The 26,540-nt window shown below is 68.0% G+C and carries 20 protein-coding genes and 7 pseudogenes; 18 read left to right on the top strand and 9 right to left on the bottom strand.

Features of this window, described 5'->3' with window-relative positions; translation table 11 throughout:
• Positions 1-382 precede the first annotated feature (382 nt).
• Positions 383-1,633, bottom strand: a complete 1,251-nt coding sequence (locus tag ACZ5DC_RS39990; protein WP_468661309.1) for an ATP-grasp domain-containing protein — start codon at positions 1,631-1,633, stop codon at positions 383-385.
• 378 nt (positions 1,634-2,011) lie between these two features.
• Here ACZ5DC_RS39990 and ACZ5DC_RS39985 point away from each other — a divergent pair, with 378 nt between their 5' ends.
• The 4 genes from ACZ5DC_RS39985 to ACZ5DC_RS39970 all read left to right on the top strand — a co-directional run bounded on the left by ACZ5DC_RS39985 (position 2,012) and on the right by ACZ5DC_RS39970 (position 7,619).
• On the top strand, positions 2,012-3,280 hold the full coding sequence (locus ACZ5DC_RS39985; RefSeq protein WP_468661307.1) for a cytochrome P450: 1,269 nt from the start codon (positions 2,012-2,014) through the stop codon (positions 3,278-3,280).
• Between the two features lie 117 nt (positions 3,281-3,397).
• Positions 3,398-5,260: an asparagine synthase (glutamine-hydrolyzing) gene (gene asnB, locus ACZ5DC_RS39980; protein ID WP_468661304.1), complete on the top strand. Its 1,863-nt coding sequence runs from the start codon at positions 3,398-3,400 to the stop codon at positions 5,258-5,260.
• 56 nt (positions 5,261-5,316) lie between these two features.
• Positions 5,317-6,450 (top strand): TIGR03857 family LLM class F420-dependent oxidoreductase, encoded by a 1,134-nt coding sequence (locus ACZ5DC_RS39975; RefSeq protein WP_468661302.1) that lies wholly within the window; start codon positions 5,317-5,319, stop codon positions 6,448-6,450.
• Entirely contained in the window at positions 6,447-7,619 is a 1,173-nt protein-coding gene (locus tag ACZ5DC_RS39970) for an aminoglycoside phosphotransferase family protein (protein WP_468661300.1), read from the top strand. Before ACZ5DC_RS39975 ends, ACZ5DC_RS39970 begins: the two co-directional genes overlap by 4 nt.
• A 382-nt stretch (positions 7,620-8,001) precedes the next feature.
• Here ACZ5DC_RS39970 and ACZ5DC_RS39965 read toward each other — a convergent pair.
• A pseudogene (locus tag ACZ5DC_RS39965) lies at positions 8,002-8,453 on the bottom strand (VOC family protein).
• Between the two features lie 506 nt (positions 8,454-8,959).
• A complete protein-coding gene (locus ACZ5DC_RS39960) occupies positions 8,960-10,252 on the bottom strand; it encodes an IS256 family transposase (protein WP_468661298.1) in 1,293 nt (430 codons plus the stop codon).
• 39 nt (positions 10,253-10,291) lie between these two features.
• On the opposite strand from ACZ5DC_RS39960, the pseudogene ACZ5DC_RS39955 reads away from it, so the two are divergent.
• The 3 genes and pseudogenes from ACZ5DC_RS39955 to ACZ5DC_RS39945 all read left to right on the top strand — a co-directional run.
• Positions 10,292-10,849, top strand: a pseudogene (locus tag ACZ5DC_RS39955) (transposase); the annotation flags it as partial.
• 377 nt (positions 10,850-11,226) lie between these two features.
• A complete protein-coding gene (locus tag ACZ5DC_RS39950) occupies positions 11,227-12,261 on the top strand; it encodes a PLL family lectin (protein WP_468661296.1) in 1,035 nt (344 codons plus the stop codon).
• 127 nt (positions 12,262-12,388) lie between these two features.
• Positions 12,389-12,925: pseudogene (locus tag ACZ5DC_RS39945) on the top strand (HNH endonuclease family protein); the annotation flags it as partial.
• Between the two features lie 121 nt (positions 12,926-13,046).
• Here ACZ5DC_RS39945 and ACZ5DC_RS39940 read toward each other — a convergent pair.
• Positions 13,047-13,796: a transposase gene (locus ACZ5DC_RS39940; RefSeq protein ID WP_468661294.1), complete on the bottom strand. Its 750-nt coding sequence runs from the start codon at positions 13,794-13,796 to the stop codon at positions 13,047-13,049.
• Positions 13,797-14,187: 391 nt separating this feature from the next.
• On the opposite strand from ACZ5DC_RS39940, the pseudogene ACZ5DC_RS39935 reads away from it, so the two are divergent.
• A pseudogene (locus tag ACZ5DC_RS39935) lies at positions 14,188-14,996 on the top strand (IS5 family transposase).
• A 1,127-nt stretch (positions 14,997-16,123) separates the two neighbouring features.
• Here ACZ5DC_RS39935 and ACZ5DC_RS39930 read toward each other — a convergent pair.
• A pseudogene (locus tag ACZ5DC_RS39930) lies at positions 16,124-16,375 on the bottom strand (GNAT family N-acetyltransferase); the annotation flags it as partial.
• A 139-nt stretch (positions 16,376-16,514) separates the two neighbouring features.
• Positions 16,515-17,012, bottom strand: a complete 498-nt coding sequence (locus ACZ5DC_RS39925; protein WP_468661292.1) for a hypothetical protein — start codon at positions 17,010-17,012, stop codon at positions 16,515-16,517.
• 135 nt (positions 17,013-17,147) lie between these two features.
• Here ACZ5DC_RS39925 and ACZ5DC_RS39920 point away from each other — a divergent pair, with 135 nt between their 5' ends.
• On the top strand, positions 17,148-18,407 hold the full coding sequence (locus ACZ5DC_RS39920; protein WP_468661290.1) for a sensor histidine kinase: 1,260 nt from the start codon (positions 17,148-17,150) through the stop codon (positions 18,405-18,407).
• The gene (locus tag ACZ5DC_RS39915; protein WP_468661288.1) at positions 18,395-19,045 is read left to right on the top strand and encodes a response regulator transcription factor; all 651 of its coding nucleotides are present in this window, start codon (positions 18,395-18,397) and stop codon (positions 19,043-19,045) included. The genes ACZ5DC_RS39920 and ACZ5DC_RS39915 overlap by 13 nt, the downstream gene beginning before the upstream one ends.
• 90 nt (positions 19,046-19,135) lie before the next feature.
• On the opposite strand, the gene ACZ5DC_RS39910 is transcribed toward ACZ5DC_RS39915, so the two are convergent.
• Both ACZ5DC_RS39910 and ACZ5DC_RS39905 read right to left on the bottom strand, forming a co-directional pair.
• Positions 19,136-19,975, bottom strand: a complete 840-nt coding sequence (locus ACZ5DC_RS39910) for an IS5 family transposase (RefSeq protein WP_468661286.1) — start codon at positions 19,973-19,975, stop codon at positions 19,136-19,138.
• Between the two features lie 227 nt (positions 19,976-20,202).
• Positions 20,203-20,931, bottom strand: a pseudogene (locus ACZ5DC_RS39905) (IS5 family transposase); the annotation flags it as partial.
• A 63-nt stretch (positions 20,932-20,994) separates the two neighbouring features.
• On the opposite strand from ACZ5DC_RS39905, the pseudogene ACZ5DC_RS39900 reads away from it, so the two are divergent.
• The 8 genes and pseudogenes from ACZ5DC_RS39900 to ACZ5DC_RS39865 form a co-directional block, all read left to right on the top strand.
• A pseudogene (locus ACZ5DC_RS39900) lies at positions 20,995-21,328 on the top strand (transposase); the annotation flags it as partial.
• Positions 21,329-21,893: 565 nt separating this feature from the next.
• Complete coding sequence (locus tag ACZ5DC_RS39895; protein WP_468661284.1) at positions 21,894-22,094, top strand: hypothetical protein; 201 nt, start codon at positions 21,894-21,896, stop codon at positions 22,092-22,094.
• A 53-nt stretch (positions 22,095-22,147) separates the two neighbouring features.
• Positions 22,148-22,870 carry a replication-relaxation family protein gene (locus ACZ5DC_RS39890; RefSeq protein ID WP_468661311.1) on the top strand — a complete coding sequence of 241 codons (723 nt, stop codon included), beginning with the start codon at positions 22,148-22,150 and terminating at the stop codon, positions 22,868-22,870.
• Complete coding sequence (locus ACZ5DC_RS39885; protein ID WP_468661282.1) at positions 22,839-23,444, top strand: hypothetical protein; 606 nt, start codon at positions 22,839-22,841, stop codon at positions 23,442-23,444. Before ACZ5DC_RS39890 ends, ACZ5DC_RS39885 begins: the two co-directional genes overlap by 32 nt.
• A gap of 52 nt (positions 23,445-23,496) precedes the next feature.
• On the top strand, positions 23,497-23,745 hold the full coding sequence (locus tag ACZ5DC_RS39880) for a hypothetical protein (RefSeq protein WP_468661280.1): 249 nt from the start codon (positions 23,497-23,499) through the stop codon (positions 23,743-23,745).
• 464 nt (positions 23,746-24,209) lie between these two features.
• Positions 24,210-24,836: a hypothetical protein gene (locus tag ACZ5DC_RS39875; protein WP_468661278.1), complete on the top strand. Its 627-nt coding sequence runs from the start codon at positions 24,210-24,212 to the stop codon at positions 24,834-24,836.
• A 302-nt stretch (positions 24,837-25,138) separates the two neighbouring features.
• Positions 25,139-25,327 carry a hypothetical protein gene (locus tag ACZ5DC_RS39870; RefSeq protein ID WP_468661276.1) on the top strand — a complete coding sequence of 63 codons (189 nt, stop codon included), beginning with the start codon at positions 25,139-25,141 and terminating at the stop codon, positions 25,325-25,327.
• Positions 25,328-25,384: 57 nt separating this feature from the next.
• Positions 25,385-25,666, top strand: a complete 282-nt coding sequence (locus ACZ5DC_RS39865) for a hypothetical protein (RefSeq protein WP_468661274.1) — start codon at positions 25,385-25,387, stop codon at positions 25,664-25,666.
• A 102-nt stretch (positions 25,667-25,768) separates the two neighbouring features.
• Here the strand turns inward: ACZ5DC_RS39865 and ACZ5DC_RS39860 are convergent, their stop codons facing one another.
• Positions 25,769-25,990 carry a hypothetical protein gene (locus tag ACZ5DC_RS39860; RefSeq protein ID WP_468661272.1) on the bottom strand — a complete coding sequence of 74 codons (222 nt, stop codon included), beginning with the start codon at positions 25,988-25,990 and terminating at the stop codon, positions 25,769-25,771.
• Between the last annotated feature and the right edge of the window lie 550 nt (positions 25,991-26,540).

Here is a 26,540-nt window from a genome sequence, read left to right as displayed (position 1 = left end):
TCGATCACCTGCCGGTGATCCCGCCACCTGCCACAACGCCTGTTGCTGACCGGCAGGAACGGCCGCAGCCGTTCCCACTCGGCATCCGTCAGATCGCCCCGCCCCATGTCCACATCAACGACACGACTGCGGAGTGGTCACATGATCGGCCGGACAAGTCCTAGGAGGCACTCGGGCCCGGTACCGCGATTCCGGCGAAGAGGTCCCGCGACGGACCATCACCTGCTGCCGACCACGCCCACGAGCAGTACGAGCGACCCGGCCTCGACCCACGTCGGCCCCGTGTGCCGCGACTTCGAGATGAAGCTGCTCCGTGGTCATCGACCACGGGAGCGTCGGACGCCCGGCCGGCACCACACACCGCCGGGCCGGCAGACCGATCTCATTGTTCAGCGATCGGTCCGTGGAGGCCGCCCGCCCCGTAGGGCTCGGTTCGCAGCACGTAGGTATCGGTGACGCTCCGCACCAGATCGTCGATGTCGTGCACGGAAGGGGCCGTGAGGAAGACCAGTCCGGTGATTTTCATGGAGTGCGCGACGTCATCGACGATGTCTCCCGGCTTGAGCACCATCGTGGTGTCGAGGACGCCGGGAAGCGCGTTCGCGAAGTGCTCCGCGGTACTGAGGTCGAGGATGCGACCGGGCCTGGCCGGAAGCATGACGTTGACCACCGTCTCCTCGCGGGCGTCGATGTCGATCGTGGGCGGCAGGCCGAGAGATGTCTCGATGAACGCGCGCCATAGATCGACGCCGTACTGGAGAGCGACGGACTTGACGATGCCGCCACCCCCCGGCCTGCACGCGATCTCACCGACCAGCAGCCCTGAGGCGGTTTTGAATACCTCCAGATGCGTCACTCCGGAGTGCATTCCGAGCGCCCGTACGACGTCCTGGTGGAGACGGCGGACGGATTCCGCATCCGGATCGGACGCCGAAAGGTGAAAGGAACCGTGTATGCCTCCGCGGCCTGTGAGCACCGGTGACAGATACTTCGAAACGGACGCGAACTTCGTCGTTCCCCCGTCCACGATTCCGTCACAATGGTATTCGGCCTCGATGTCGACGAACTGCTCGGCGATCAGGGGGCAGCCGGCATCGCGCAGGCCGGCGGACTCGGGCGCGCGGTAGAAGCGGGAGAACTCGGAAGCCGACTCGATGACGGCAACGTCCATTGTGCCTCCGCCGAAGCAGCGTTTGACGACGATCGGCCAGCCGAGGTCCTCGGCCGCGGCTGGAAGGCCGTCCAGACGGGGCACCATGCGAAAAGGTGTCACGGGCAGGCCCGCTTCCGCGAGCTTCTGTTTCATCACGTACTTGTTGGAGAAGGCGTTGGCGACGTCGAAACCCATACCCGGGATCCCGAAGTAAGAACGCAGCAACCCGCAGACGGCAACGCCGAGTTCGGTTGGGCAGAGCACCGCGTCGATGCGCCGGTCGCTCAGTATGGTGAGTGCGGTGTCCCTGACAGCCGTGAAGTCGTCGATGCTGTTCACGGTGAACACATCGACTCCCGTGGGGTAGTTCCGCACCTGCGCGGGTTCGGTGATCACGGTGAGCTTGCCGATGAGACAGGACGTCAGCACTTCCGGAGGAAGTGGCCGGAAAGAGGTGACGGCGAGTACATGGTAGGTCATCAGGGCCTCCGTGCCTTCGAGTCAGGTAGCGGCAAGTATGTCGCCGGACACCACACATGCAACCATGCCCATCTCGACAGATGTGAGTGTTTGGTGGCCGACGGCACACATGTCACAGTGGCGGGACGGATGGCTCCCGTGCGTCGGGACGGACCGCGGTGAGTCCAGGGGATCGCTGCACCAAGCCAGCCGCATCGGACCGACAACACTCTGCCGATGTCGTCACGGGGACTGACGGATCGGCAAGTGTGTTGCGTAGAACACACTTTGAGGCCGAGCTACGAGACGCGTGTTTGACTGAGAGGCGCCTCATCCGAGGCAGGGGACAACACACATGTGGTGGACGGTCACCCCTAAGATGTATCAGGGAGGAAGCGGTTGAACGCGCCAGAGGGCTCCGCTGCAGCGGCGGCCGGGGGCACGCCGGCCATCTCGTTCCAGGCGGAAGACTTCTCCTTCAGCAACCCGGAGCTGTTTGTCGATCCGTACCCCGTCTATCGACAGATCCGCGAACGGGAGCCCTTTCACCGGTCCCGGATGTACGGCGGTTCCTGGATCCTGTTCGCCTACGAGGACGCTGACGCGTTGCTGCGCAGCGACAAGCTGACGAACAACCGGGCGAACCTGCCCATCTTAGCCCTGCCGGAGAGCGAGCGGGCGGAGTTCTCGGGCTTCGTCGACTTCCTCAGGACGTGGACCGCTTTCCACGAGGGTGAGGAGCACATGCTCCGCCGGAACCGGATGGACGAGGTCTTCCGAGTTCTTACCCCGGCCGTCGTCGGCAGGGTCGTCCAGGAAGCCGCCGACGACCTCATCAGTCGATGGCGAGACCGAAGTCGTGTCGACCTGGTCGCTGATTACGCCCGTCCGCTACCCGCGATGGTCCTCACCCGGCTGATGGGAGCCCCGGAGAGCGACCACCACCTGCTCGACGAGTGGGCTGACGATCTCGCCTATCTGTTCGGCACCAACGACTTGGCCGCCGACGACGTCCGCAAGGCGCAGAAGAGTGCCGAAGCTTTCATGGTCTATTTGCACGATCTGGCCGCGGATCTGGCCCGGTTGCCCAAGTCGAGTATTCTGGCCGGCCTGTTGGCGCAGGAGGGTTCTGCTTTCAACTTCGACCTGGCGCAGGCGTGCGCCCAGTGCGTGCTGCTGATGTTCGCCGGGCTGGAACCCTCTCGGCACATCATCGGCAGTGCCGTGCTCGCGCTGGAGCAGTTCCCCGATCAGCGGAGCCTGCTCGAGGAGAATCCGCGTCTTTGGCCTTCGGCCGTCGAGGAGTTTCTGCGGTTCGATCCACCCGTGCAGTACATAGGCCGCCTCGCGGCCGAGGACTTCAGCTACCGCGGACATGAGATCCGCAAGGGTCAGGCGGTACTGCCCTTCGTGGGCTCGGCGAACCGTGACCCGAAGCAGTTCCCCGACCCCGACGTCCTCGATGTGCGCCGCCGGGCACGTCACCTCTCGATGGGGGAAGGCGTTCACCGCTGTATCGGTGCGGGAATGGTCCGCGTGCAGACCGGCATCGCCTTGCGCACCCTGCTGAACCGCAAGCCGCAGCTGCGCGTCTGCCCTGACACCCGGCCGGTATGGAACTCGTACGTCGGCTTCCACGGGCTCAAGTCCCTCGTTGTCTCTTTCTGACACGCCGGGCCCGGAACAGGACGGACACAGCCCCGGCCGTACTGTTCACCGCCCCGGAGCCACGGACAGCGGCCATGCATGCCACCAAGCGACTTTCTCAAGGAGTGTGCCCCTCTCATGTGCGGTATTGCGGGATGGCTCTCGTTCCGGCGGGAAGCGAGTGCCGACAGCGAAACTCGGCGGATCATCGATGCCATGACCCACACGATGGCCTGCCGAGGGCCAGACGCGTCGGGCATATGGATGGACGCCCACGCCGCGCTCGGACATCGCCGGCTCGCGATCATCGACCTCGAGGGCGGCAGACAGCCGATGGCGGTGGAGCACGCCGGACGCGGCCCGCTGATCACCACGTACAGCGGTGAGATCTACAACTACCGCGAGCTGCGCGAGGAGCTACGCGGCCACGGCCACACCTTCACCACGGACAGTGACACCGAGGTCGTTCTGCGCGCCTACTCGCAGTGGGGCGAGGACTTCACCTCCCGGCTCAACGGCATGTACGCCTTTGCCCTCTGGGATCCGCGCGAGCAGGAACTTCTGCTGGTCCGCGACCGCCTCGGCATCAAGCCGCTGTACTACCGACCGATCGACGACGGCATCCTGTTCGGCTCCGAGCCGAAGGCGATCCTCGCCCACCCCTCAGTCCGCCCCGTGGTGGACAGCGAGGGCCTGGCAGAACTCCTGACCATCGCCAAGACACCCGGGCACGCCATCTACCGGGACATGTACGAGGTCAAGCCCGGACACACGGTGCGGGTGCGACGAGAGGGGCTGACAGAACGGTGCTACTGGGCACTGGAAGCCCGCGAGCACACCGACGACCTGCCCACGACGATCACACGGGTACGAGAACTGCTGGACGACATCGTCGCGCGCCAGCTCGTCGCCGACGTCCCGGTCGGCACACTGCTCTCGGGCGGTCTGGACTCCTCTGTCATCACCGCGCTGGCCGCACGAGAGCTGCGTGGGTCCGGACGTGGCTCCGTGCGCTCGTTCGCCGTCGACTTCGCAGGCCAGGACGAGAACTTCGCCGCCGACAGCCTGCGTGGAACCCCGGACCGCCCCTATGCCCAGGCGCTCGCCCGACACGTGAACGCCGAGCACATCGACATCGTCCTGGACGTCGCGGACCTGACCGATCCGGTCCACCGCGCGGCCGTGCTGACCGCACGGGATGTCCCGCTCGCGGTCGGCGAGCTCGACACCTCTCTTTACCTGCTGTTCAGAGCGATCAGGGAACGAACGACTGTCGCACTGTCCGGAGAGGCCGCGGACGAACTCTTCGGCGGCTACCGTTGGTTCCACGACGGGACCGCGGCCGCAGGTCACACGTTCCCCTGGGCGGCCGTCTTCGGCAAGCGCGGCTTCTCCGGCGACGGGAACATGGGAACCAAGGGGTCCCTGCTGGACCCGGAACTGCTGCGGAAGACCGATCCGGAGGGGTACCTCGACGCCCGGTACCGCCAGGCGCTGGCCGAGGTCCCGCAGCTGCGCACGGACACCGCCGAAGAACGCCGTATGCGCGAGATCGGCTACCTCCACCTCACGCGGCATCTGCAGTTCTGGCTCGACCGCAAGGACCGCATGAGTATGGCCACCGGACTGGAGGTCAGAGTGCCGTACTGCGATCACCGGTTGGTGGAGTACGTGTTCAACACCCCATGGTCGATGAAGACGTTCGACGGCCGGGAGAAGTCGCTGCTCCGCGCGGCCGCGGCCGACCTCCTGCCCGAGTCGGTCGCCCAGCGGGTCAAGAGCCCCTACCCGAGCAGTCAGGACCCGCGTTACCCCGAAATGCTCCGAGCGCGTCTGCGAGCGCTCCTCTCGGACCGGTCCGCGCCAGTCCATGACCTGCTCCACCTGCCCGGTGCCGAGCTGGCGGCCCGCTCGACCGGTGAGCAGTACAGCTACAGCATGGAGTTCGTGCTGGCGCTGGACAGCTGGCTTCGCGAGTACCGGGTCGAGCTGGCGCTCTGACCGTGATCACTCACTCGCGCGGTACCACATCACACAGCTCGAACAGAGGAGAACACGTGACCACTGGGGTCATCGCCCCGGCAGGAGCGACGGACGGAATGGCGCCGGTCGCCGAGGACATGAGCGCGTGGATCATCGCCGGCGCCGTCGGATCCGACCCCGACCGCTTCCAGCGTGAAACCGACGGCCGGACACCTGCTCAGGGCATTCAGGACGGTGTCGATGCCGAACAGTTGGGGTTCTCCCGGGTGTGGCTGTCCGAGCGCCTGAACATCAAACTTGCCGATGTGATCCTCGCGGGAGTGGCGGCACGCACGACGCGATTGGGTATCGGCACCGGGGCCATCGTCCCGACCACCCGCCATCCCTGGGCCGCCGCCTCGCTCGGGGCGACCATGCACGCTGCCTTCGGCGAGCGCTTCGTCCTGGGGCTCGGCCGTGGGGAGGGGGATGCCCTCAGAGGGATGGGCATCAAGGTTGCGACCTTCCAGGCCATGGTCGACTACATCAGCATCTACCGGCGCCTGTGGGCCGGTGAGACGGTCACCTACGACGGTCCGGCAGGTCACTTCGAGAACCTCCGTTTCTCCCAGACCTATCACGGCGCCCCACCGCAGATCTGGCTCGCGGGCATGGCCAAGAGCAAGGGGGCCGAGGTCATCGCCCGGGCCTGCGACGGTGTTCTGCTGCCTCCGATGTTCACGCCCGAGGCCACCCGCAAGGCGGTCACACGCATCCGTGAAGCGTGCGAGAGGATCGACCGCGATCCCGCCAGTGTCCGCATCTGTGTTCCAGTCGTCACCGCGCCCGATATGGACGAGGAGGAGGCGATCTCCATCTCCGCCGGTCGGCTGGTGAACTATCTGCAGTTCCGCTACTACGGCGACATGCTCGCTGCCGAGAACGGCTGGGCCCCCGAACCGATCGAGCGCCTGCGCAACCACGAACAGTTCCGGGGCCTGGACCGTGCGGCCGGCCACGCCTTCCATCGGCACGAGATGCTGGGCCCCGCCGCCGAGCTGCCCTGGGAGTGGGTGAAGGACAGCTCGGCGATCGGGACCGTTGCCGAATGCGTCGCCCAGTTGCAGCGCTACCGCGACGCCGGCGCCGACGAGGTGGCCACCTATGGGTCGACTCCGATGCAGAACGCCTCGCTGATCGCGGCTTGGCGGGACAGGAGCCGGCCATGAGCCGGGCCGGACATCACGCTGACGGCGGCCGACCGCTTGCCGCACCGTACGTGTCACCGACCAGGCGGTCCCTGGGGCAGCCCGAGTCCACGACGGACCTGATCGCCGAAAGGCTCGAGGACCTGACCCCCACCTGGTTCACCCGCGTCCTGCGCGAGGCAGGCACCATCGGTCCCCGAACGGCTGTCAAGTCGGTCGAGGCCCAGCAGATAGGGACCGGTCAGCTCGGTTCCGTCACCCGCGTGGCCCTCACCTACGACGGCCCGGCGAACACCCCCGCCACGCTGGTCGTCAAGCAGCCCTCCCTTGACGAGGGCAGCCGTCGGGTGGGTGTGAACATGGGTGTCTACCGCTCCGAACTCCGCTTCTACGAGCAGATCGCCCCCCTTGTCAGCTTGCACACGCCCGCATTGCACTGGGGGGCGCTGGAAGACGATACCGGGCGATTCACCATGGTCCTCGAAGACCTCGCGCCCACCTCCACCGCGGGCGACATGATGGAAGGCGCGACAGCCGGGCAGGCCGCCGCAGCGATCGGGGAACTGGTCGGCCTGCAGGCCCCTCTGTGGGACCATCCGCACCTGTACCGGCTGCCATGGCTGGACCTCGGCGGCATGCGCATGCTGTTCGAAGAGGTGCCCGGCGCGGTCGAGGAGTTCGTGAACCGGTTCGGGGAGCGGTTGGACAGTCGCCACATCGCCCTCGTCGAAGCCTTGGCGCCACGGTCTCCGCAGGCCTTCGAGGCCGTCTGGAAACCGCCGTTCGTCGTCGCCCACTGCGACTACCGTCTGGACAACATGCTGTTCGGCAAGGTGCCTTCGGCGCCTTCGCTGACGGTCGTCGACTGGCAGACCACCTGTCCGGGCCCACCGGGCCTCGACGCCGCCGTCTTCCTCGCCTCCAGCGTCGACACCGAGACGCGGCGCACCATCGAGAGCGACTTGCTCGACGTCTATGTCGACGGGCTGAAGGAAGCGGGCGTACGGGACTTCGGCTCCGCGGACGCGTGGGAGAGCTATCGCGCGGCGTCCCTCTCGCCCTTCCTGCTGACCATCTTCACATCGGTCACGCTGGAACGGACGGAGCGGGGCGACGAGATGTGGACGCGGCTCATACGTGGCGCCGCGGAACTCGTCCTGGACACGGAGGCCGCACGCCTGCTCGACTGAGAGGAGGTCCGTCCGCCGCCGGAAGGCCTGCGGCGGACGGCTCACCGCCGTGCCGTCGGGCGGTGGGACACGCTCCGCACGGCGGTGCGAGCGGTCCGAACCTTCGCTGAGCGGTGCGAGCGGTCCAGGCCCGGGGCGGCCCGTACCGCTGCCGCGGCCGCCGTGCCCTGCCGCCCTCCGGTCGCCGCAGGGATGTCAGTGTGCCGGGATCGGCGGGGCGAACCGTCCACAAGATTTGACTATCGCTCCCGCCGGCTGGTTCGCGCCCCCTGTACCGGGTTGATGTGGCTCCACTTCGATCGAGTGGTTCCGGTAGCTGGGGGCGCACCCGTGTACAGAGCGACCGTGTCAGCAGCGGCGACCGGTACGGTCGGCACGGTGTCTAGACGACGCAGAACTCGTTGCCCTCGGGGTCCTGCATGAGCACGGCGTAGTGCTGCGAGGCCGGCTCGTCCGTAATCCGCGAAACGGTCGCGCCGGCCTTCGTGAGCCGTTCGACCGTAGCGGTGACCCGCTCCGTGCGGGCAGCCAGAGGGACGCTGCGTCCTCCACCGACCTTGAGGTCGAAGTGCAGCCGGTTCTTCGTGATCTTGGGCTCGGGAACGTGCTGGAACCACACCCTCGGCCCCTGCCCCGTCGGGTCGACGATCGACTCCGGGGTGCCCCCGCGCCCTCCAGTTCTTCCTCGGGCACTCCCGTATCCGCCCAGTACTCGCGCCATGTGGAGTGCCCGCCCGGCGGGGGTTCCGGTATGTACCCGAGCGCATCAGCCCAAAAGCGAACCAACCTCTCCGGGTCCGCACAGTCAATGGTCAATTGCCACGTCACATCCATGCCCAGAGGGTTGCAGACACGTCTGACGTCCGACACCCTCCGCCCGCACGCGCTACGTGCGGACCGTCCACTTCCGCAACGGAGCGGTGCCGTCCTTCAACTACGCGCACGGATCCGGCCGTGTCCCGGTGCGCATGCTGGGTGAGGCCGCCCCAATGGCTGACACGACAGGTCTCTGACCGCCCCGGTGCACTGAGCGGTCAGTCGTCCAGCTCCATGACCAAGCACCCGTAGTCGTCGACCCTCACCGTCTTGATCAACGAAGGCCGCGGCCCCGACAGGGAGCGGCACGCCGGCCCCTGCACCTCCTTCTCGCCGGGACCGATGACGGGAGAGATCCGGCCCCAGTACTTCCCCGACGTGCCCAGCTCCGCAGGGAAGTGGGGATCGACCAGATCCCCACGTACCCGCGACTGGCTGCCCGGGATCCTCGGGTGGTCACCTGTGGAACACGCCCACGCGCCTGAGGGTCTGTCAAACAAGCCATGCAACTGCGGTAGTTGGGGTTACTGACGGGCCGCCGACAGGCGGCCGTCGAAGGTGATGTCGAAGGCGTTCAGGGCGGTCTTCCAGCGCATGGTCCAGCGGGCCTGGCCCTTACCCGTGGGATCGAGGGACATGATCGCCATGTAGACGCACTTCAGGGCGGCCTGCTCGTTCGGGAAGTGCCCGCGGGCCTTGACCGCCCGGCGGATGCGCGCGTTCACCGATTCGATCGCGTTGGTGGTGCAGACGATGCGGCGTATCTCGGTGTCGAACCGCAGGAAGGGCGTGAACTCTTCCCAGGCGTTCTCCCACAGCTTCACGATCGCCGGATACTTCCGTCCCCACGCGTCGGCGAACTCGGCGAACCGGTCCAGGGCGGCCTCTTCGGTGGGGGCGGTATAGACGGGCTTGAGGAGACGGGCGATCTTGTCCCAGTCCTGTCGGGCGGCATAGCGGAAGGAGTTCCGCAGCAGGTGGACAACGCAGGTCTGCACGATCGTCCTGGGCCAGACGGTCTCCACCGCGTCGGGCAGGCCCTTGAGCCCGTCGCAGACGAGCATGAGAACGTCGCTGACGCCACGGTTCTTGATCTCAGTGAGGATGTGCAGCCAGTGCTTGGCACCCTCGCCGCCGTCGCCGGCCCACAGTCCCAGGATCTCCCGCCGACCCTCGGTGGTAACGGCCAGAGCCACATAAATCGGCCGGTTGGCCACTGCACCATCGCGGATCTTCACGTGAATGGCGTCGATGAAGACGACCGGATAGACGGTGTCGAGCGGGCGGCTCTGCCACTCGACCATGCCCTCCAGTATCTTGTCGGTAATCGTCGAGATGGTCTGGCGGGAGACCTCGGCGCCATAGACCTCGGCCAGGTGGGCCTGCACCTCGCCGGTGGTCAGGCCCTTCGCGGCCAGCGAGATGACCATCTCGTCGACACCGGTCAGGCGCTTCTGCCGCTTCTTGACGATCTTCGGCTCGAAGGGGCCGTCGCGGTCGCGGGGCACGGTTATCTCCACCGGGCCGACGTCGGTCAGCACCGTCTTGGAGCGTGTGCCGTTGCGGGAGTTGCCGCCGTTCTTGCCCACGGGGTCGTGCTTGTCATAGCCGAGATGGTCGGTGATCCCGCCTTCCAAGGCAGACTCCAGCAGCCGCTTGGTCAGCTGCTGCAACAGCCCGCCTTCGCCGGTCAGCTGCAGGCCCTCGGCCTGAGCGCGACCCACCAGCTCGTCGATCAACTGATCGTCCACGGCCTTCACCGACACAGCCTTCGTGGGCTCGGCGGTCTCGGACTCGGACACGTTCTCACTGGTCATCGATGCATCTTCCATGATCGGGAGTTACACCGAACGTTTTACAGTCCCGCCGTCGAGGCCGACGGCACGGTCCGCGACGGGGCCTGGGTCGCCGAACTCACGGGCAAGCTGCTGGACGGCTGGCCGAAGGGCATGCGGCTGATCTTCCGCAAGGAACGACCCCATCCCGGAGCCCAGTTGAGAATCACGGACGCAGACGGCATGCGGATCACGTGCTTCGCGACCAACATCTCCGGCCGGCCGATCGCCGAGCTCGAGCTCCGTCACCGGCTGCGGGCCCGGGCCGAGGACCGGATCCGGGCCGCCCGGTCCACCGGCCTACGCAACCTGCCCCTGCACCACACCACGCAGAACCAGGTCTGGCTGGAGATCGTCCAGATCGCACTCGACCTGCTGGCCTGGATGCCCATGCTCGCCCTGACCGGCCAAGCCCGGCTGTGGGAGCCCCGCCGCCTGCGGTTCCGCCTGTTCTCCGCGGCCGCCCAGCTCGTCACCACCGGCCGGCGCCGCATCCTCCGCCTCGCCCGTCACTGGCCCTGGACCAGCGAAATCACCGGCGCCTTTGAACGGCTTGTCCTCCTGCCGAACCCCGGCTGACCGACAGCTTTCCGTCCCTGCGAGCAGCACCGCCCCGCCCGGAGCAGTGGAACCCGGCGCCCACCCGACGCGACACTCGGGTCCCCGACATGCCCGCCACCAGCCACAGTAAGCGGAACGGTCCGCCGACTCCGTCGGCGGACCGTCATGCAAGATCAAGGCTAGGCGGCCTCTAGACAGCTGAGCGAGCGCTCAGACCGGTTGGTCCAGCCCCTTCAGTGAGTGGAAATACTTCTCACGTCAATCATCTGTATGATGTGTGACATCCTGATGGGGGGTGGGATCACGCGACCCCACCGTCCAGTCGGGGAGGCACCCCGAAAGAAGAGCCCCCCCACGGGCCCGCGGCCAACCAAGACGTAAGGGAATCACTTCACGTGCTCTATTCGGCTAAGAGACTCAACCTATGGGTGGTCGCACTCATAACGTCACTCGCCGTCACCGCTCTGGCGATTAGCGCGGGTTCGCCCGCATCTGCGGCTGAGAGTGGAAACTGGCAACCCGAAACCGCGAACGGAAGCCAAATCACGGCGGATGAAGGGTACTCCGAGGCCTACAGCGGCCCCGACGGTATCATCGTCCAGGTTTGGCGCAGTGCCACCAGCGGTCAGATCTACATGTCCTACAACCACGGGCCTGCCCAGGCCTGGCCCGGGGCCGTAACGGACGCCGCACCGCGGGTGATCTGGACCGGTTACGGATTCAGGGTCTTCCATACCGGTGCGGACGGCCACATCTACTACGCCGGGCTCCAGCACAACTCCAACGGCACCATCACCTTGGGGAACTGGGTGGCCATTCCGGGTGCTGTCACCACGCAGTACAGCAACCCCCCTGCGGTCACCGCGGTGGGAAATGGGGCCGTCGAGGAGTGGTACCTGTCATGGCTGGGCAATGACGGACACCTCTACGGCCAGTACCACCAGCGTGCCGCCAATGTCGTAACCTGGGGTAACATTCAGCGGATCCAGAGCAACAGTGCCGGGGACTCGTATCACGCCCCCGGCATCGCCTTCAACGCCGCATGGAATCGGATCGTTATCGCCTGGACAGCGACGAACGGCGATGTCCGCTATTCCTACCAGGAGTACGGAACGAACTTCTGGTGGCCGTCCTGGACCGCCCAGGGCGTCGTTTCAGTGGGAACGCCGGCTGTGGCGCTCACCAACCACAATGGCCTGCGGGGAACCATCGCCGTTCGAAACAACTATCACAGCATCTCCTACACCAACCTGAGCGGGGCTAACAACACCATCGCCAACGATGGTTGGCACGGAGAGAGCACGAACTTCGGTACGGAAGCGGACCCGTGGCTTTCGGCGGGGAGTTGGGGAATTGTATACCTGATTCTCCTGGCCACCACTCCCGCCCCATTCTACCCGGTGTACTGGAAGCAACTCGCGGAGTACTGAGCGCCGCCGGCTCCGAGCCACAGGAGAAGGCGTAGGCGCGGCACAGGGTGAATCCGCTGGCGCTGGTTCGGACCGGGCTCGCTGCCGCGGGCCAATCCGAGCCCAGCCAAGGGGCGGCGGTGCGCACCTACCGGTGCGCAGCGAGGATCGCACCAGGTATAAGCGCACGAAGTTCAAGCACTGGGTCGATGCCGACAAGGACGGCTGCGACAACCCGCGCCGAGGTCCTCAAGGCCGAGGCGGTCATCGCTCCTGAGCGGGGCGCGAGCTGCCGGCTGAGCGGGGGAGCCTGGTTCTCGCCGTATGACGACCGCTTCATCGAAGGACCGAGCGGTCTGGACATCGACCATTGGTCCCGCTCGCCGAGGCCTGGGACTCCGGCGCCTCCGACTGAAGCGCGAAGGAACGTGAGGCGTACGCCAACGACCTCGGCGACGACCGGGCCCTGATCGCGGTGTCGGCGGCCTCGAACCGGTCCAAGGCCGACCAGGACCCGTCCACGTGGCTGCCGCCGGCCGCCGACTACCGCTGCCAGTACGTCACCGACTGGGTGGCCGACAAGATCCGCTGGCAATTGAGTGCCGATGCCGGTGAACCGGCGGCGCTCGCCGAGGTCCTCAGCCGCTGTCCGGACGTTTTGATCACGGTGCAACTGGCCCGTTAACCACGGCTTCACCGGGCGCGGACGCGGGCCTGCTGCGGTGTCCGGCTGGTGCAGGAGGAACGGGTGGGGGGTGACATCCGTTTTGTACGGACGTCACCCCCCACCCGTTCAGTGAGCCTTTTCAGCGTTGCCTCTCCAGGGTGAGGACCGCGGCGGCGATGTCTGTCATGCGGTTGGGGCTGCAGCGGCTCCGGCGAAAGATCCGCCAGGCCTTCAGGCGGGCGACGCCTCGTTCGACGGGAGCTCGGGCCTGGGCGAGTGCCCGGTTCAGCGTCCGTTCGGTCGGTGACAGTTCGCCGTTGGGCGGGCGGCGGATGGCGGTGGTGGCCCAGGAGCCGGCGCCGATGTAGGCGCGGTCGGCGACGATCGGGACGCCCTGGCGTTCGCAGGTTCGGATGATGCGGTGGGTGCGTGCGGCGGTCAGATCGTGAGCACGGCCCGGCAAGGCCGGCGAAATCCACAGAAGCTGGCCTTCGGGATCGGTGACGACCTGCACGTTCACGCCGTGACGCCGGTGCTTGTGGGAGTAATCGGCGCGTCCGTCGCCCAGGCGGTCGCACTCGCTGAGGGTGCCGTCCAGGAGTACGTAGTCCGGGTCGTGCTCGCACAGGGTCTTGAGCAGGCCCGGCGCCCGGTCGGCGAGGAGCCGCACGACGGCGGTGGTGTCGGCGTGGGCCGTGCCGACGGATATGCCGAACCCGGCGGCGATCTGCGCGAGAGTGTCGTGCTTGCGCAGGTAGGCGAGAGCGACGAGGGCGCGCTGGTGCGGCGGGAGCTTGCAACGGCGGTCACCCTCACGGGTGACGATAAGCGTCGTGACCCACTCGACCAGCGCATGAGGCAGGTCGAGTGCGGCAAGATAAGGAACCAACAGGGCTCCTGGACCGGCAGGTTGAGACTTAGAACACCTCACCCAACGGCACGGGAGCCCTGTCCGTTGCGGGCACCGGTCACTCCAAGCCAATCGCAGGTCAGAGACCAGGGGAAGTACGCCGACCCGCGGGTCCGTCTGCTGGCCTGTGGGCAGAGTCCGGACAAGTTCTCTACTCCGCGTCCGGGGCGCAACCGGCCGTGAGGAACGAGCCCGTTCCCCTCTCTGGCGGCTGGAGTGGGGTCGCCACACCCTGTTACTCACTTTCGGGTGAACCGGCTCACAGCGGTGGGGCGGCGGGCCTTGGCGACGCCTTGTCTAACTGATCGTTTCAGAATGAGTTGAGTTGTGGGTCTTGTGCTTGCTGATCTTGGTCGGCGGGCTGTCCGGAGTGCGTGCTGATCTTGTTCCTGACGATCTGTGGGAGCGGGTGGCCCCGTTCCTGCCACCTGCTCCCGAGCGGCGCCGCCGCTATCCGGGGCGACTGCGTGTTCCCGACCGGACGGCGCTGGCCGGCGTCATGTACGTGCTGCGTACCGGTGTCGCCTGGCGCGATGTCCCCGCGGAGACGGTGGGCTGCTCCGGAGTGACGGCCTGGCGCCGGCTGCGGGACTGGACCGAGGCCGGTGTATGGCCCCGCCTGCACGCCACCCTGCTCAGCGAGTTGCGCCGCGCCGAGTTCTTGGACCTGGACGACAGCGCTGTGGACGGCTCGCACGTCCGGGCCTTGAAGGGGGGATCACGTCGGTGACTCACCCGTTGACCGGGCCAGCCCCGGCTCCAAGCACCACCTGATCGTCGACCGTCACGGGATACCGCTCGCCGTTACACTCACCGGCGGCAACCGGCACGATGTCACCCAGCTCCTGCCCCTGCTGGACGCGGTCCCGCCGATACGAGGTGTGCGGGGGCGCCCCCGTCGCAGGCCCCGGCGGCTGTACGCCGACCGGGGCTACGACTTCGACAAGTACCGTCGCCTGCTGTGGAAACGCGGCATCAAGCCCGTGATCGCCCGACGCGGTGTCGCCCACGGCTCCGGACTGGGCAAGGTCCGCTGGGTGGTCGAGCGCGCCTTCGCCTGGCTCCACCAGTTCAAGCGACTCCGCATCCGCTACGAAAGGACGCGCCGACATCCACCAGGGCCTGCTCGAGCTGGCTTGCAGCCTCATATGCCTCCGCCGCCTACGAACCTCATTCTGAAACGATCAGTCAAGCGGTGAGCCGGGTGCGGCGCAACGCAACGCGCCCGGGCATCACCGTCGTTACCCTGGACGGCAGGGTGCGGCGCTTCCCCGTGGCGCCGCACCCTAACACGACGGTCAGCCTCCCGAGCCGGGTCCGAATGGCGGGACGGACGGGGCACCGCAGGCGGACAGCGGCCGCAGCAGCGCCAGCGCGCGGACAACGGCTCGGCAGGGGAGAGCGGCGAGCACGGTGATGCCAAGCGGGCACGCGAGTGCGGCGTTGCCGGTGGGCAACGAGCGGAGCACGGCCGGGGGACGGCCAAGGCGGCCGGCAGCGCGGTGGGGAAGCGGCCCGGCGGCATTGACCCGCGGCCCGCGCCCGAAGGCGGGCGGCCGGACGGACGCAGGCCGACGGACGGCGGGAGGCGGCAGGCGGGAGGGCGGCGAGCGGCCGGGCGGCCCGGAGCGCGCGGGAGCTCCTCGGCGGCAGTCTTCCGTCAGGTTGCGTTGCCGGCGTCGACGGCTCGGAGCGGGTGATCTCCGTGCCTACCGCGGCAGGTTGGCCTGGTCCGCTTGGCGGAAGATGTCTCCGCAGGTGGGTGCGGGCACCGGCTCGCGGGCGGCAAGGACGGTCAGAGTATGGCGCACTTCCGTGCTCAGCCGAAGGAGCTGGAGACTGGTTTGGCCGCCCTTGTAGGCGTACAGGCGGAAGACCTTGACCGCGATTTCGTCGCGTTCGTCGGCGAAGGTGTCTGGGAGCCCGGCGAGTAGTTCGAAGTCTTGCTTTCCAGTCACCGCGTCGGCCACCGCGCTGAGGGGCAGGGTCTCGAACTCTGATGCCGGCAAAGAAGTGTCCACCGCGACGGCGTGGGCGGCTAAGGCCGCGAAGACCCCAATGAGACGTTCCCCCACCGCCGTGTCGATGCCCCAGGAGTGCAGCCGCTCCCGGCGGCGATCTTGACGCCATGGCTCCTGGTCCAGCTGTGGCAGCAGAGCGCGACCCAGGTACGCGCAGTGACGCCACAGCGTGTCGTGGTCCGAGGTCATCATCGATCCTCTCTGCAGCGGTTGGAGGGCCGGCGCCAGCCGAGCGGCGCAGGCCCTCCAACTTCCCACTACACGCAGGCCAGGTACAGAACGGGGCGGGTTCGTGAACAGGACGACGTCCGTCGCGCCCGCGGCCAGCGCTGCCCGGCTCGCCTCGACCGTCACGGCGCCCGCGTAGCCGCGGCCCCGGAGGTGGGCCGGGGTGTAGACGGGGTCCACCCGGACCATGCCGCCGATGACCGAGGTCGCGGCTGCCATCGAGACGGGGGTGCCGTCCGGGGTCTCCCAGAAGGTGAAGTGCCGGTCGCCGAAGCGTGAGTCGTCCCAGGAACCGGCGTCGATCAAGATGACCGCCGAACCGGCGGCGACCGCCCAGCGGGTCCAAGCCGGGTCCGGGCCGGGATCGGGGCGACGTGGGCGGTAATGCGGTGCATGGTGTTCTCCGGTGGATTGATTTGGTCCGTGGCATGTGGCTGGGCGGTCGGCGTCACGCGGGCCGGCTCAGCGCCCGCAGCGCCAGCCGTCCGCACAGCGCAGCGAGCGGCAGCTCGGCGCCGAGCGCCATGGCGACCGCGGTGGCGAAATCGCCGCCCGGGGCCGCGGTCGTGGTGTCGAACCAGGCGTCCACCACCAGCAGCGTCGCGGTCGCGGCGGCTGCCAGGGCGTGCCGCCGGTCGCCGCGTGCGGCGAGGAGGCCGGTGGCGATCAGGCCGAGCGCCTCCAGCGCGTCGAGTCCGACCCAGGCGGCCGGCCAGTGCGCCGCGGTCGCGGTGGCTGGCAGGCCGGTGGCCAGCACGTACAGCCACGGCAGCAAGGCGAGCCCGCAGGCGACCAGCAGCCACTCGGCACGCCGCATGCCCCGCGCCGGGCGCGGCTCCTCCGCCTCTTCGTGGAGCGGGACGACCTCGGCACCGGCCACATCCTCATCGCAAAACACCAGTTGACGCATCGTCTTCTCCCGCGGCCCGTCGGCTCGTCCCTTCATGTGCTCCACCCTCCGTCGGACACCAGGGCGCCGTCGGTCACGCAGGGTTCCGACCTGGGGTGGAGAAAAGTGCACCCCCGAACCGGGCGAGGACGTCATGGCACGGGGATGGCCTGCGGCTTTACCGTCTGACGCATGCAACTCACCACGTGGCTGCGGCTGGCGCCGGGCCCGCCGTTCCGCAGGGCAGGACATCGGACCGCGCTGGTCGCCGCCGGCCTGCCGCTCCACCTCGCCGTGGTACCACTGTGGCTCTGGCTGCTCGGCACGATGGCGGCGTTGGTGCGCGCGCCCGGCGCGGTGGCCGTGACTCCGCTGCCCGTGCTGCTCACGCTCGTGGTGACACCCCTGCTGACCGCCGGGCAGCGGCGGCGCTACCGGGCGCTCGTCGGCAAGGACCTCCCGCGCCCCGCCGTCAACGGGAAGTCGGTGGTTCGCCGGCTGACCGGCCGGGCCTCGTGGCGGCAGATCTGCTACCACGCCGTGGCGGGACCACTGCTCGCCGTCCTGGACCTCGGCGTCCTCGCCGTCTGGGCCGCCGCTGTCGTGGCCGCCTCTATCTACGTGTGGATCTGGGCGCTGCCCCCGCAGTGGCGGGTCACCGAACTCGGCTACACCACGCAGGCCGCGTACATCACCGCCGGCGGCCTCGCCCTGCTGTTCCTCGGGCCCCGTCTGACCGGCGCTCTGGTGCGGCTGGAGAACCGTGCGGCCGAGGTCCTGCTCGGCCCCAGCCACACGGAGAAGCTGGCCCGCCGGGTCGCCGACCTCGCCGAGAGCCGGGCCGGCGTGCTCGACGCCGCCGACGCCGAGCGGCGGCGGATCGAGCGCGACCTACACGACGGCGCACAGCAGCGCCTCGTCTCACTCGCCGTCAACCTGGGCCTGGCCAGGGCCACCCTCGGCGACCTGCCGGAGGAGGCCCGCAAGGTGATCGAGGAGGCGCACCGCGAGGCGAAGGAAGCGATCGCCGAGCTGAACGACCTGGTGCGCGGCCTGCATCCGGCCGTCCTCGAGGACCTCGGCCTCGACGCCGCGCTGTCCGGGGTCGCCGCCCGCCTCCCGATCCCGGTAGGTGTGGCGGTGGACCTGCCGCAGCGCGCCTCACCCACGGTCGAGGCCGTCGCGTACTTCGTGGTCTCCGAAGCCCTGACGAACGTGGTCAAACACGCCCAGGCGACCCGGGCGGACGTGACCGTGGAGCGGATCGGGGAGACACTGCTGGTGGTCGTCGCGGACGACGGAGCGGGCGGCGCGGATCTCGCGGTGGCCGGCGGTGGCACAGGGCTTGCCGGGCTCGCCAAGCGCGTCGCGTCCGTCGACGGCGCGTTCTCCTGCCGCAGCCCCGCCGGGGGCCCGACCGTCATCACCGTGGAGCTGCCGTGCGCGCCGTGATCGCCGAGGATTCCCTCTTGCTGCGCATCGGCGTGGTCAAGGTGCTGGAGGCGGCCGGGTTCGAGATGTGCGCGCAAGTCGCCGACGCAGAAGGGCTGCTGGCAGCCGTCGAGGAGCACCGGCCCGACATCGCCGTGGTCGACGTGCGCATGCCGCCCGGCTTCACCGACGAGGGAGTGCGCGCCGCGCTGGTGATCCGCCGCCAGTACCCGCGTACCGCCGTGTTCCTGCTGTCGCAGTACGTGGAGGAGCGGTACGCCGCCGATCTCTTCGCCGCCAACACCTCGGGCGTCGGCTATCTGCTCAAGCAACGGGTCGCCGACGTCGAGGAGTTCGCCGAGGCGGTACGCCGGGTGGCGACCGGCGGCACCGCGCTCGACCCGCAGGTCGTCGCGCAGCTGCTGGTGCGCCGGCACAGCGATCCGCTCGACCGGCTGACGCCGCGCGAGCGGGAGGTGCTGGAGCTGATGGCGGGCGGCCGGTCCAACTCCGGCGTCGCCGCCGAGCTGGTCTTGAGCGAGAGCGCGGTCGCCAAGCACATCAACAGCATCTTTACCAAGCTCGACCTGCCCAAGGCCGACGCCGACCACCGCCGCGTCCTGGCGGTGTTGCGCTTCCTGGGCGTTGCGACCGCATAGTGCGCGATCACGCCCGCATGCTCAGTCGACAACGGTGCTGAGCAGCACTTAAAGAGCGTTTTATCCCGATGAGGTTGTTTGGTTCGAGGTTCAGGTGTCGCGCCAGTTGGGGGTGGATTCGCTGGTGAGTCGTCGGCTTATGAGGTCGATCATCGCGACGTGGATTATGGCTTCGGAGCGGTGGGGGTGGGTCTCGTAGTCGCGTGCGAGACGGCGGTGATGCATCAGCCAGCCGAAGGTCCGCTCGACAACCCAACGTCGGGGGATGACCTTGAATCCTTTGACGCCGGGGTCGCGTTGGACGACTTCGACGTCGATACCGAGTCGGGCGCCGTGCTCGATGGCTTTCGTGCGGTAGCCGGTGTCGGCCCACGCTTTGGTCACCCGAGGGGTTGTGGCGGGGATCTGGGAGAGCAGGTGGATGCCGCCGGTGTTGTCGGAAACGCTCGCAGCGGTCACCCAGACGGCCAGCAGCAAGCCGAGGGTGTCGACGCCGATGTGGCGCTTGCGACCTGCGATTTTCTTGCCTGCGTCAATGCCCTGGCCGGCCGCGGGTACGTTGGCGGAGGTCTTGACGCTCTGCGCGTCCAGCACGCAGGCACTCGGTTCGGCATCCCGGCCTTCGGCCTCACGCACCAGGCGCCGCAGCAGGCCGTTGAGCTGATCAAAGACGCCGTCCTTCTGCCATGCGGCGAAGTAGCCGTAGACCGTCTCCCAGGGTGCGAAGTCGTGCGGCAGGTAGCGCCAGGGGATGCCGGTGCGGTCGACATACAGGATGGCGTCCACGATGCGGCGCAGGTCGTGCTCGGGTGGGCGGTCGATGTCCAGGCCCTTGCCTCGGCGCTCGGCCCGCCAGGCATTGAGCGTGGGGCCGATCAACTCCCAGCGAGCATCGGAGAGGTCGCTGGGATAGGGGCGGCGTCGCGTCATGTTGCGGTAGTACCGTCGGCACGACGCGTCCCCAGGGCGCAAACAGCGCCAACCGGGGGCGCTTTGGGATCAGACAGGAGCGACTCGCCTCAAACGGGCAGAGGTATGAAGTCCCCTGCCGCACAGCCCGCATTGGTCACTCCCGTTTCAGCAGTCACAGGCCGACTCGTATCCCGAAGCGCCACCAAACAACCTCATCGAAATAAAACGCTCTTTTACAGATCGTTTCAGAATGAGGTTCGCAGGCGGCGGAGGCATATGAGGCTGCAGACCAGGTCGAGCAGAGCCTGATGGAGATCCGCACGTCGTTCGTAGCGGATGCGGAGTCGTTTGTACTGGTGCAGCCAGGCGAAGGTGCGCTCCACTACCCAGCGCACCTTGCCCAATCCGGAGCCGTGCGCGACACCGCGTCGGGCGATCAGGGGCTTGATGCCGCGCTTCCACAGCAGGCGACGGTACTTGTCGAAGTCGTAGCCGCGGTCGGCGTACAGGCGCTGAGGTTTGCGGCGGGGGCGTCCCCGCAGGCCCCGGATGGGTGGGACCGCGTCCAGCAGGGGCAGGAGCTGGGTGACGTCGTGCCGGTTGCCGCCGGTGAGCGTGACGGCGAGCGGGGTTCCGTGACGGTCGACGATCACGTGGTGTTGCGAGCCCGGGCGGGCGCGGTCGACGGGCGAGGGGCCGGTGTGTTCCCCCCTCTTGAGGGCCCGGACGTGGGAACCGTCCACGGCGCAGTCGCCCAGGTCCAGCAGGTCGGCGCGGCGCAGCTCGGTCAGCAGGGCGGCGTGCAGGCGAGGCCAGACGGCTGCCGCAGTCCAGTCGCGTAGTCGGCGCCACGCCGTCACCCCGGTGCAGCCCACGGTCTCCGCGGGGACGTCGCGCCAGGCGACCCCGGTCCGTAGCACGTACAGGATGGCGGCGAGTGCCGCGCGGTCGGGAACGCGCAAACGTCCCGGGTAAGGGACTGTAGATCGTTCGGTGTAACTCCCGATCATGGAAGATGCATCGATGACCAGTGGAACGTGGCCGAGCACGAGGCTGTCGAGTCGGCAGCGGCTGTGTCGGCGAAGGCCGTGGACGAACAGCTGATCGACGAGTTGGTGAGCCGGGCCCAGGCCGAGGGGCTGCAGTTGACCGGCGAGGGCGGGCTGTTGCAGCAGATGACCAAGCGGCTGCTGGAGTCCGCCCTGGAGGGCGAGGTCACCGACCACCTCGGCTATGACAAGCACGATCCGGCGGGCAAGAACGGCGGCAACTCCCGCAACCGGCAAACGCTCCAAGACCGTGCTGACCGACGTAGGGCCGGTGGAGATCGTCGTGCCCCGCGACCGGGACGGCTCCTTCGAGCCGAAGATCGCCTCAGGCACACTCGGCGATCTCGCCCTCATGCAAGGTGGTGAAGGAAGTGTCTTCCTCACCGGCCACCCCAAAGGCAGCCCCGCCACCGCGGGAACCGGCGTCACTCGCCTCGACGCTCCGTCGGGCACCGATGTGTCCTCGCACGGTCGTCTCGCGATCGACCCAATCCTCACTCCCGGCGTACGCGCCGGCCTGGCGCATATCAAGGACGCAGGTAAGGGCTTCACGAAGTCCACAGAACCCGCTCTGCAGACGGCCACACCCGCCGACGACCGCGACGAGCCTGTAACGGTCACCAGCACCGCCATCGCCACCGGGACGAGGCTGACGCAGAGCGTGCAGCAAACGGCCGGCAGCGGCTCCGGACACGATCCCTCCCCGGCCCTCGCCACGGCCACCGGCGCGTACCGGCCGAAGCCCGCTTCCCTGAACGCGAGCCTGGTCGCGAGTTCCCCGACCGACGACGACCGCTGGTGCGCCGTATCCCGCAACGTTGATGGCGGGCAAGCGGGAGACGAACCCGGCGGGATCGACGAACCACTTCCGCGGTGACGTGCTGCGCGTGCTGGGAGTGCTGAAGGTCGCGACCGCTGATCAGAGCCAGAGGATCGGTGCTCCGCACCTGAGCTACCGGCACGCCGGCAAGCCGACTCCGTCGAAGCAGAAGCAGGCTCGCACCGCCTCGCACACCGGCGCGCTGTCCGACATGCGGGGGCACGGCCTGGTCGAGAACGGCGGCTCCACCGAGACGGGGACCGCTTGAGGAACCTGACCCCGAAGGGCCTGCAAGCCGCCTCCTACGAGCTGCGGCGCCCGATGACGGAGATGGGGTCCACCGCGCGCGGCGCGGGTTCCAGCGGCGCCTCCCACCCCATGGCCGTCAACGAGACCGTGATCGCACTGCTGCGCCCGAAGCCGAACATGGCCAAGCTCGCCAAAGACTCGGCCGAAGTCCGCGCCGCTGCCCAGGCCGCCGTCGACGGACCGCGCGGCGTGGGCACCATCGCCTCGTACTGGACCGAGGTGTCGCTGCCCGCCACCGGCACCTGGAACGCGCCCGGCAAGGGCGGCGCCCAGGCCGACATCGTCGTGACCGCTCCGCAGGACCGGGTGCCGCTGTTGTTCATCGAGGTCGACAACTGCCATGAGACCGCTGAGGAGCTCGCCGACAAGCTGGAGAAGTACGTCCGGTTCTTTCTGCGGAAGGTGAAGGACACCGACGGCCGTGAGCGCCCGATGTGGCGCACCCGTTGGCCCGCTCCGGGCACCTGGTCCGGCGATGCGACGTTCCCGCCCGTCCTGCTGGTGTTCAACCGCATCGGTGAGCGCAACCCCGACCGCACCGTCCCGCGGCTCATGGAGCTCACCCGTCACCTGTGGCAGGGCCAGCGGCAGAAGGGCGGGCACCACCACTACGACGGGCGCCTCCCACGGCCTGAACCAGTTGCGCGAGCACGGTCCGGCCGGCGCCGTGTTCCTCCGCTTCGGCCGCGACCACAAGCAGCACTTGTGGGAAGCGATCGGCAATCCCCGCCGTGAGGCGGCCGATGCCCGCGCCTGGGAAGAGACCAGGATCCGACAGGAGGGGTACCAAGCACAGGTACGGCGGGCGGCCCAGGAGCAGGCGGCGAGGAAGGCAGCAGAGCGGGAGGCCCGCCGTCCCGTCTGCGCCAACTGCGGAGCGAAGTTCACCGACGAACGCTGGGAGGCGGCACAGGCAACGGACTGGGGGAGGCCGAGGGACACCCACCCGCACCTGTGCGACGACTGCCAGCAGAAGGCTGACACCGTAAAGGCCCCGGCAGCCGACGAGTGCGGGCACCAGGAGCCGGTACGTGACGGGGCAGGGCAGCAGGACTTCCAGCGACATGCCCGTCGTCCCGTCTGCACCGACTGCGGTGCCGAGTTCACCGACGAACGGTGGAGCGCGGTCGAGCGCGTCGGCTGGAGCGCCACCCCAGAGCCGCGGCCGTCTCTGTGCGGGGACTGCGACCGGCAGGCCGTCACCGACGTACAGCAAGCCTGGCCGAGCGCCCATCGGCACCAGAAGCAGGGCCAAGCCGTGCCCGAGCAGAAGACCGGCGGCACCTGGTTCTCCCGCTTCCGCAGGTGACACGAGGGCCCGGCTGTCAGTGGCGGATGCGAGGCTGAACGGATGGACCGTGATGAGGAGCAGTTGCTACGCCGCCGACCACGACCATCCGGGCCCGCGGCCGGACCGGCGCTACGCCGAACTGGTCGGCAGCCCGCTGGACGGCTTGCTGCTCGACATCACCGGCTGGACGCGCGATGAGGCCGGCACTGGCGCTGCGCTCTCCACGGAGCGGGGGCAGTTCGGCGCCGGGGACCGGGCCGTGTACTACCCGCGCCCCGGCGACCCTGACCACTGGGACTGGACTGGCGACACTCCTTGACTGTCCCAGGCAGACTCGCCCACCCGTCCGGCCCAGGGCGCGCTGGGAGGCGTGATCACCATGCTCGCCGCTCAGGCACCATGCTTGGACGAACTCTGAAGGGGTCGCCAAGCGGGGCGGGGAGGTGGTCCTGATCGACGGCACCCTCATCCCCGCCCCGCGCTGCGCAGGTAAGGCCGCCTGCTCTGGATGTCCGCAGCCCGGCCCGGCTGCATCTACGACAACGCCGTGAACCCGATGGTGCTGTATACGATGCCTGGCGCCGCCGCGGTGGTGGGCAGGATGCTCCCGACTGGACCACCTGAACAGCCCGGTGATGTCTTTCGGCCGTGTTTGGCCGATCCCCGTTACATGACCCTCAAATACACCTCAGAACCCGCCGCTTGTGATTGTTGTGCGCATGCTTAGTGGGTAGCGTCCAGGCATTCGATCGCCAGCCGGGCGATTTCCGCGAAGGACACCGTGTGAACCTCCATGCAAAGAAGCTTGCCGGTACGGGAGTTGCTGCCGTTCTCCTGGCATCCTTAGCCTCTGCTCCTGCGCTCGCTGACGATGAGGCACCTGAAGGCGTCCCGACGATCTCTGCGGACGAGACAACAGAGATCAATGACAGGGCGGACTGGGAGGACGGGCCTGAGCAGTCGATCAGCGAGCCCACCTACTGCGACGGGCCGTACACCTGGTATAGCATCACGTCGAAGAAGCCCTACTTCGTGCCCTCGTGGTGGAACGGCACCTCCTACAAAGACGGACCTGGCGGCACTATGAGCGTTTCGGTCACCAAGGCCGGCACGATCAGCGCGGAGATTTCCGGTTCCATCGAATGGAGCTCGAACGCCATCATCGCCAAAGCCAAGGCGCAGGTGAGTGTAAAAGTCGGGGGAAGCGTCAGCATCACGACCGGACATCAGTACACTCACAACGTCAAGTCCAACAAGTACGGTCATCTGCAGTACGGCTCATGGGGGTATAAGGTGACATGGGCCAAGTACCAGCGCATCGGCGCCTGCGGGTCCAAAGAACTCGGCAGCGGAAAGGCGACACTGCCGACGTCCGAGACCGGATGGAAGTACTGGGAAACGTCGTCGTGACCCCTCCGATCAGCTCACGCACCCTTTCGGCCTGCACCGCGATAGCCGCATCAGTCCTGCTGCTCACCTCCTGCAGCCAGGACTCCGACGGCCGTAGCGACGGCCGGGCCACTCCCTCTGAGCAGTCAGCCGCCCCCTCTCAAACGACGAGTCCGCCGTCGGAGACGGTGTTGATGAAACGGGCGGCAGCCATCGTGGCCAGTATTTCCGGCGGTTCTCTCCTGGAGGGCGGATCGGAACGTGTCGCAGACGGTATTCACACGCGACCGGAGCTCGGCAAGGGAAAGACATACAGGCTTGTCGTGACGTGCGTCGGGCGAGGCAACGCACACCTGACCATCGCCCCCACCACATCGGGTTCCGACGCTCCGGTGCCCTGCGACCAGTCCGTGGTCCAGCAACGCATCAAGGGCGATGGCGAGGTCCGGATCGATGTTTCCGGCGCCAAGGGCTCCACGGGTGTCCTCGCCTGGCAGATCAACACCCTTTAGAAGAGGTCGGCGCCTGTGAGAGCGGTGTTCCGTCTGACTCTCAGGCGGAACACCACCTTGCGCTCGCAGTGGACCGCCGACGCCGTGCTGATGGCTGTCGCCCTGTACAGGGCTGCGGTCTTCCCGATCGTTGCCGGGTCGGTCAGTGCAGAGGAACAGCAGGCCCGCCGCACGATCGCCTACCGGATGTCCGCGTACGACAGCCTGCCTCGCCAGGTGCGCCTATCGGCGGCCGAGGCGCTGGAGGTCATAGACGACGGCCAGGACGTTGAAGCCGCGCGGACCACACTGCAGGCGCTGACGATGGCGGTCTACGACTGTCGGCTCCGCTCACGGTGACCTAACGGCCGGTAGTCGCCGGGGGCGTATCGCCTCCAGGGCCGCAGACTTCGGTGGGTGCGGCGGCAGCCGGGCAGGAGCGCCCTGCCCGGCTGCTGATGGCTACTCCCACGGCTTCGGTAGCGCGTGCCACAGGGACTTGTGCCGGTCGGGCGGGTTGGTGAGGAACTTGTCCACCAGCCAGGCTGTGGTGGACCGGACCGCACCCCGCGTGTCGCCGTGGGTTACCGCGGCGGGCAGGCCGGCACCGGCAACAGGCTGCTGCTGCGGGGCAGGTGCGGGGTCGGGCGGCTGGACGGTTGGGGGCACGTTGTCCCGGGTCATGATGCTGCTCCTTTGAGCAGAGGGATCGAGGACGGCGGACACCAGTGGTGGTGTCGTCCGCGTGGGGGTGGTGCGCGCCTCGCGGTCGGCGGTCCTGCTGCTCTCTGCCTGGGAGCATCCCAGTGGGGTCTCGGCCCTGGCCCAGGGTGGCGTGCCCAGAGTAGTCGCGATCGGTGCGGGGGTTCCCTTGGTGGTCTGGCCGGTGGTCATCGGTACTACCTCCGAGTCGGGTTCGGCTTGGCGGGCGGGACAGTGACAGGTCTCGGGTGCTTGCGTCTCCTTCTGCCGGGAACGGCTTTTTCACCCTCTGGTGTTGAAATCCGCAGCCCGGACAGCAGAGACCGGGAAGAAAGTTCTGCAAGTTCCGAGCAGAGGTGAAGGCCCGGACCACGACGTGGTCCGGGCCTTCACCTCTGCTCTAGGACTTGTCCGGCCGATCATGTGACCACTCCGCAGTCGTGTCGTTGATGTGGACATGGGGCGGGGTGATCTGACGGATGCCGAGTGGGAACGGCTGCGGCCGTTCCTGCCGGTCAGCAACAGGCGTTGT

This window comes from Streptomyces sp. NPDC031445, assembly GCF_055581365.1.
The sequence above is the reverse complement of the archived record's forward strand: the minus strand, read 5'-3'. Positions and strand labels throughout refer to the sequence as shown.

Coding starts and splice junctions, on each gene's coding strand:
- ACZ5DC_RS39890 (WP_468661311.1), top strand. CDS start 22,148: ATGACGGAGATGGGGTCCACCGCGCGCGGCGCGGGTTCCAGCGGCGCC.
- ACZ5DC_RS39990 (WP_468661309.1), bottom strand. CDS start 1,633: ATGACCTACCATGTACTCGCCGTCACCTCTTTCCGGCCACTTCCTCCG.
- ACZ5DC_RS39925 (WP_468661292.1), bottom strand. CDS start 17,012: ATGAAGGGACGAGCCGACGGGCCGCGGGAGAAGACGATGCGTCAACTG.
- ACZ5DC_RS39970 (WP_468661300.1), top strand. CDS start 6,447: ATGAGCCGGGCCGGACATCACGCTGACGGCGGCCGACCGCTTGCCGCA.
- asnB (WP_468661304.1), top strand. CDS start 3,398: ATGTGCGGTATTGCGGGATGGCTCTCGTTCCGGCGGGAAGCGAGTGCC.
- ACZ5DC_RS39860 (WP_468661272.1), bottom strand. CDS start 25,990: ATGACCCGGGACAACGTGCCCCCAACCGTCCAGCCGCCCGACCCCGCA.
- ACZ5DC_RS39960 (WP_468661298.1), bottom strand. CDS start 10,252: ATGACCAGTGAGAACGTGTCCGAGTCCGAGACCGCCGAGCCCACGAAG.
- ACZ5DC_RS39910 (WP_468661286.1), bottom strand. CDS start 19,975: ATGACGCGACGCCGCCCCTATCCCAGCGACCTCTCCGATGCTCGCTGG.
- ACZ5DC_RS39880 (WP_468661280.1), top strand. CDS start 23,497: ATGAGGAGCAGTTGCTACGCCGCCGACCACGACCATCCGGGCCCGCGG.
- ACZ5DC_RS39920 (WP_468661290.1), top strand. CDS start 17,148: ATGCAACTCACCACGTGGCTGCGGCTGGCGCCGGGCCCGCCGTTCCGC.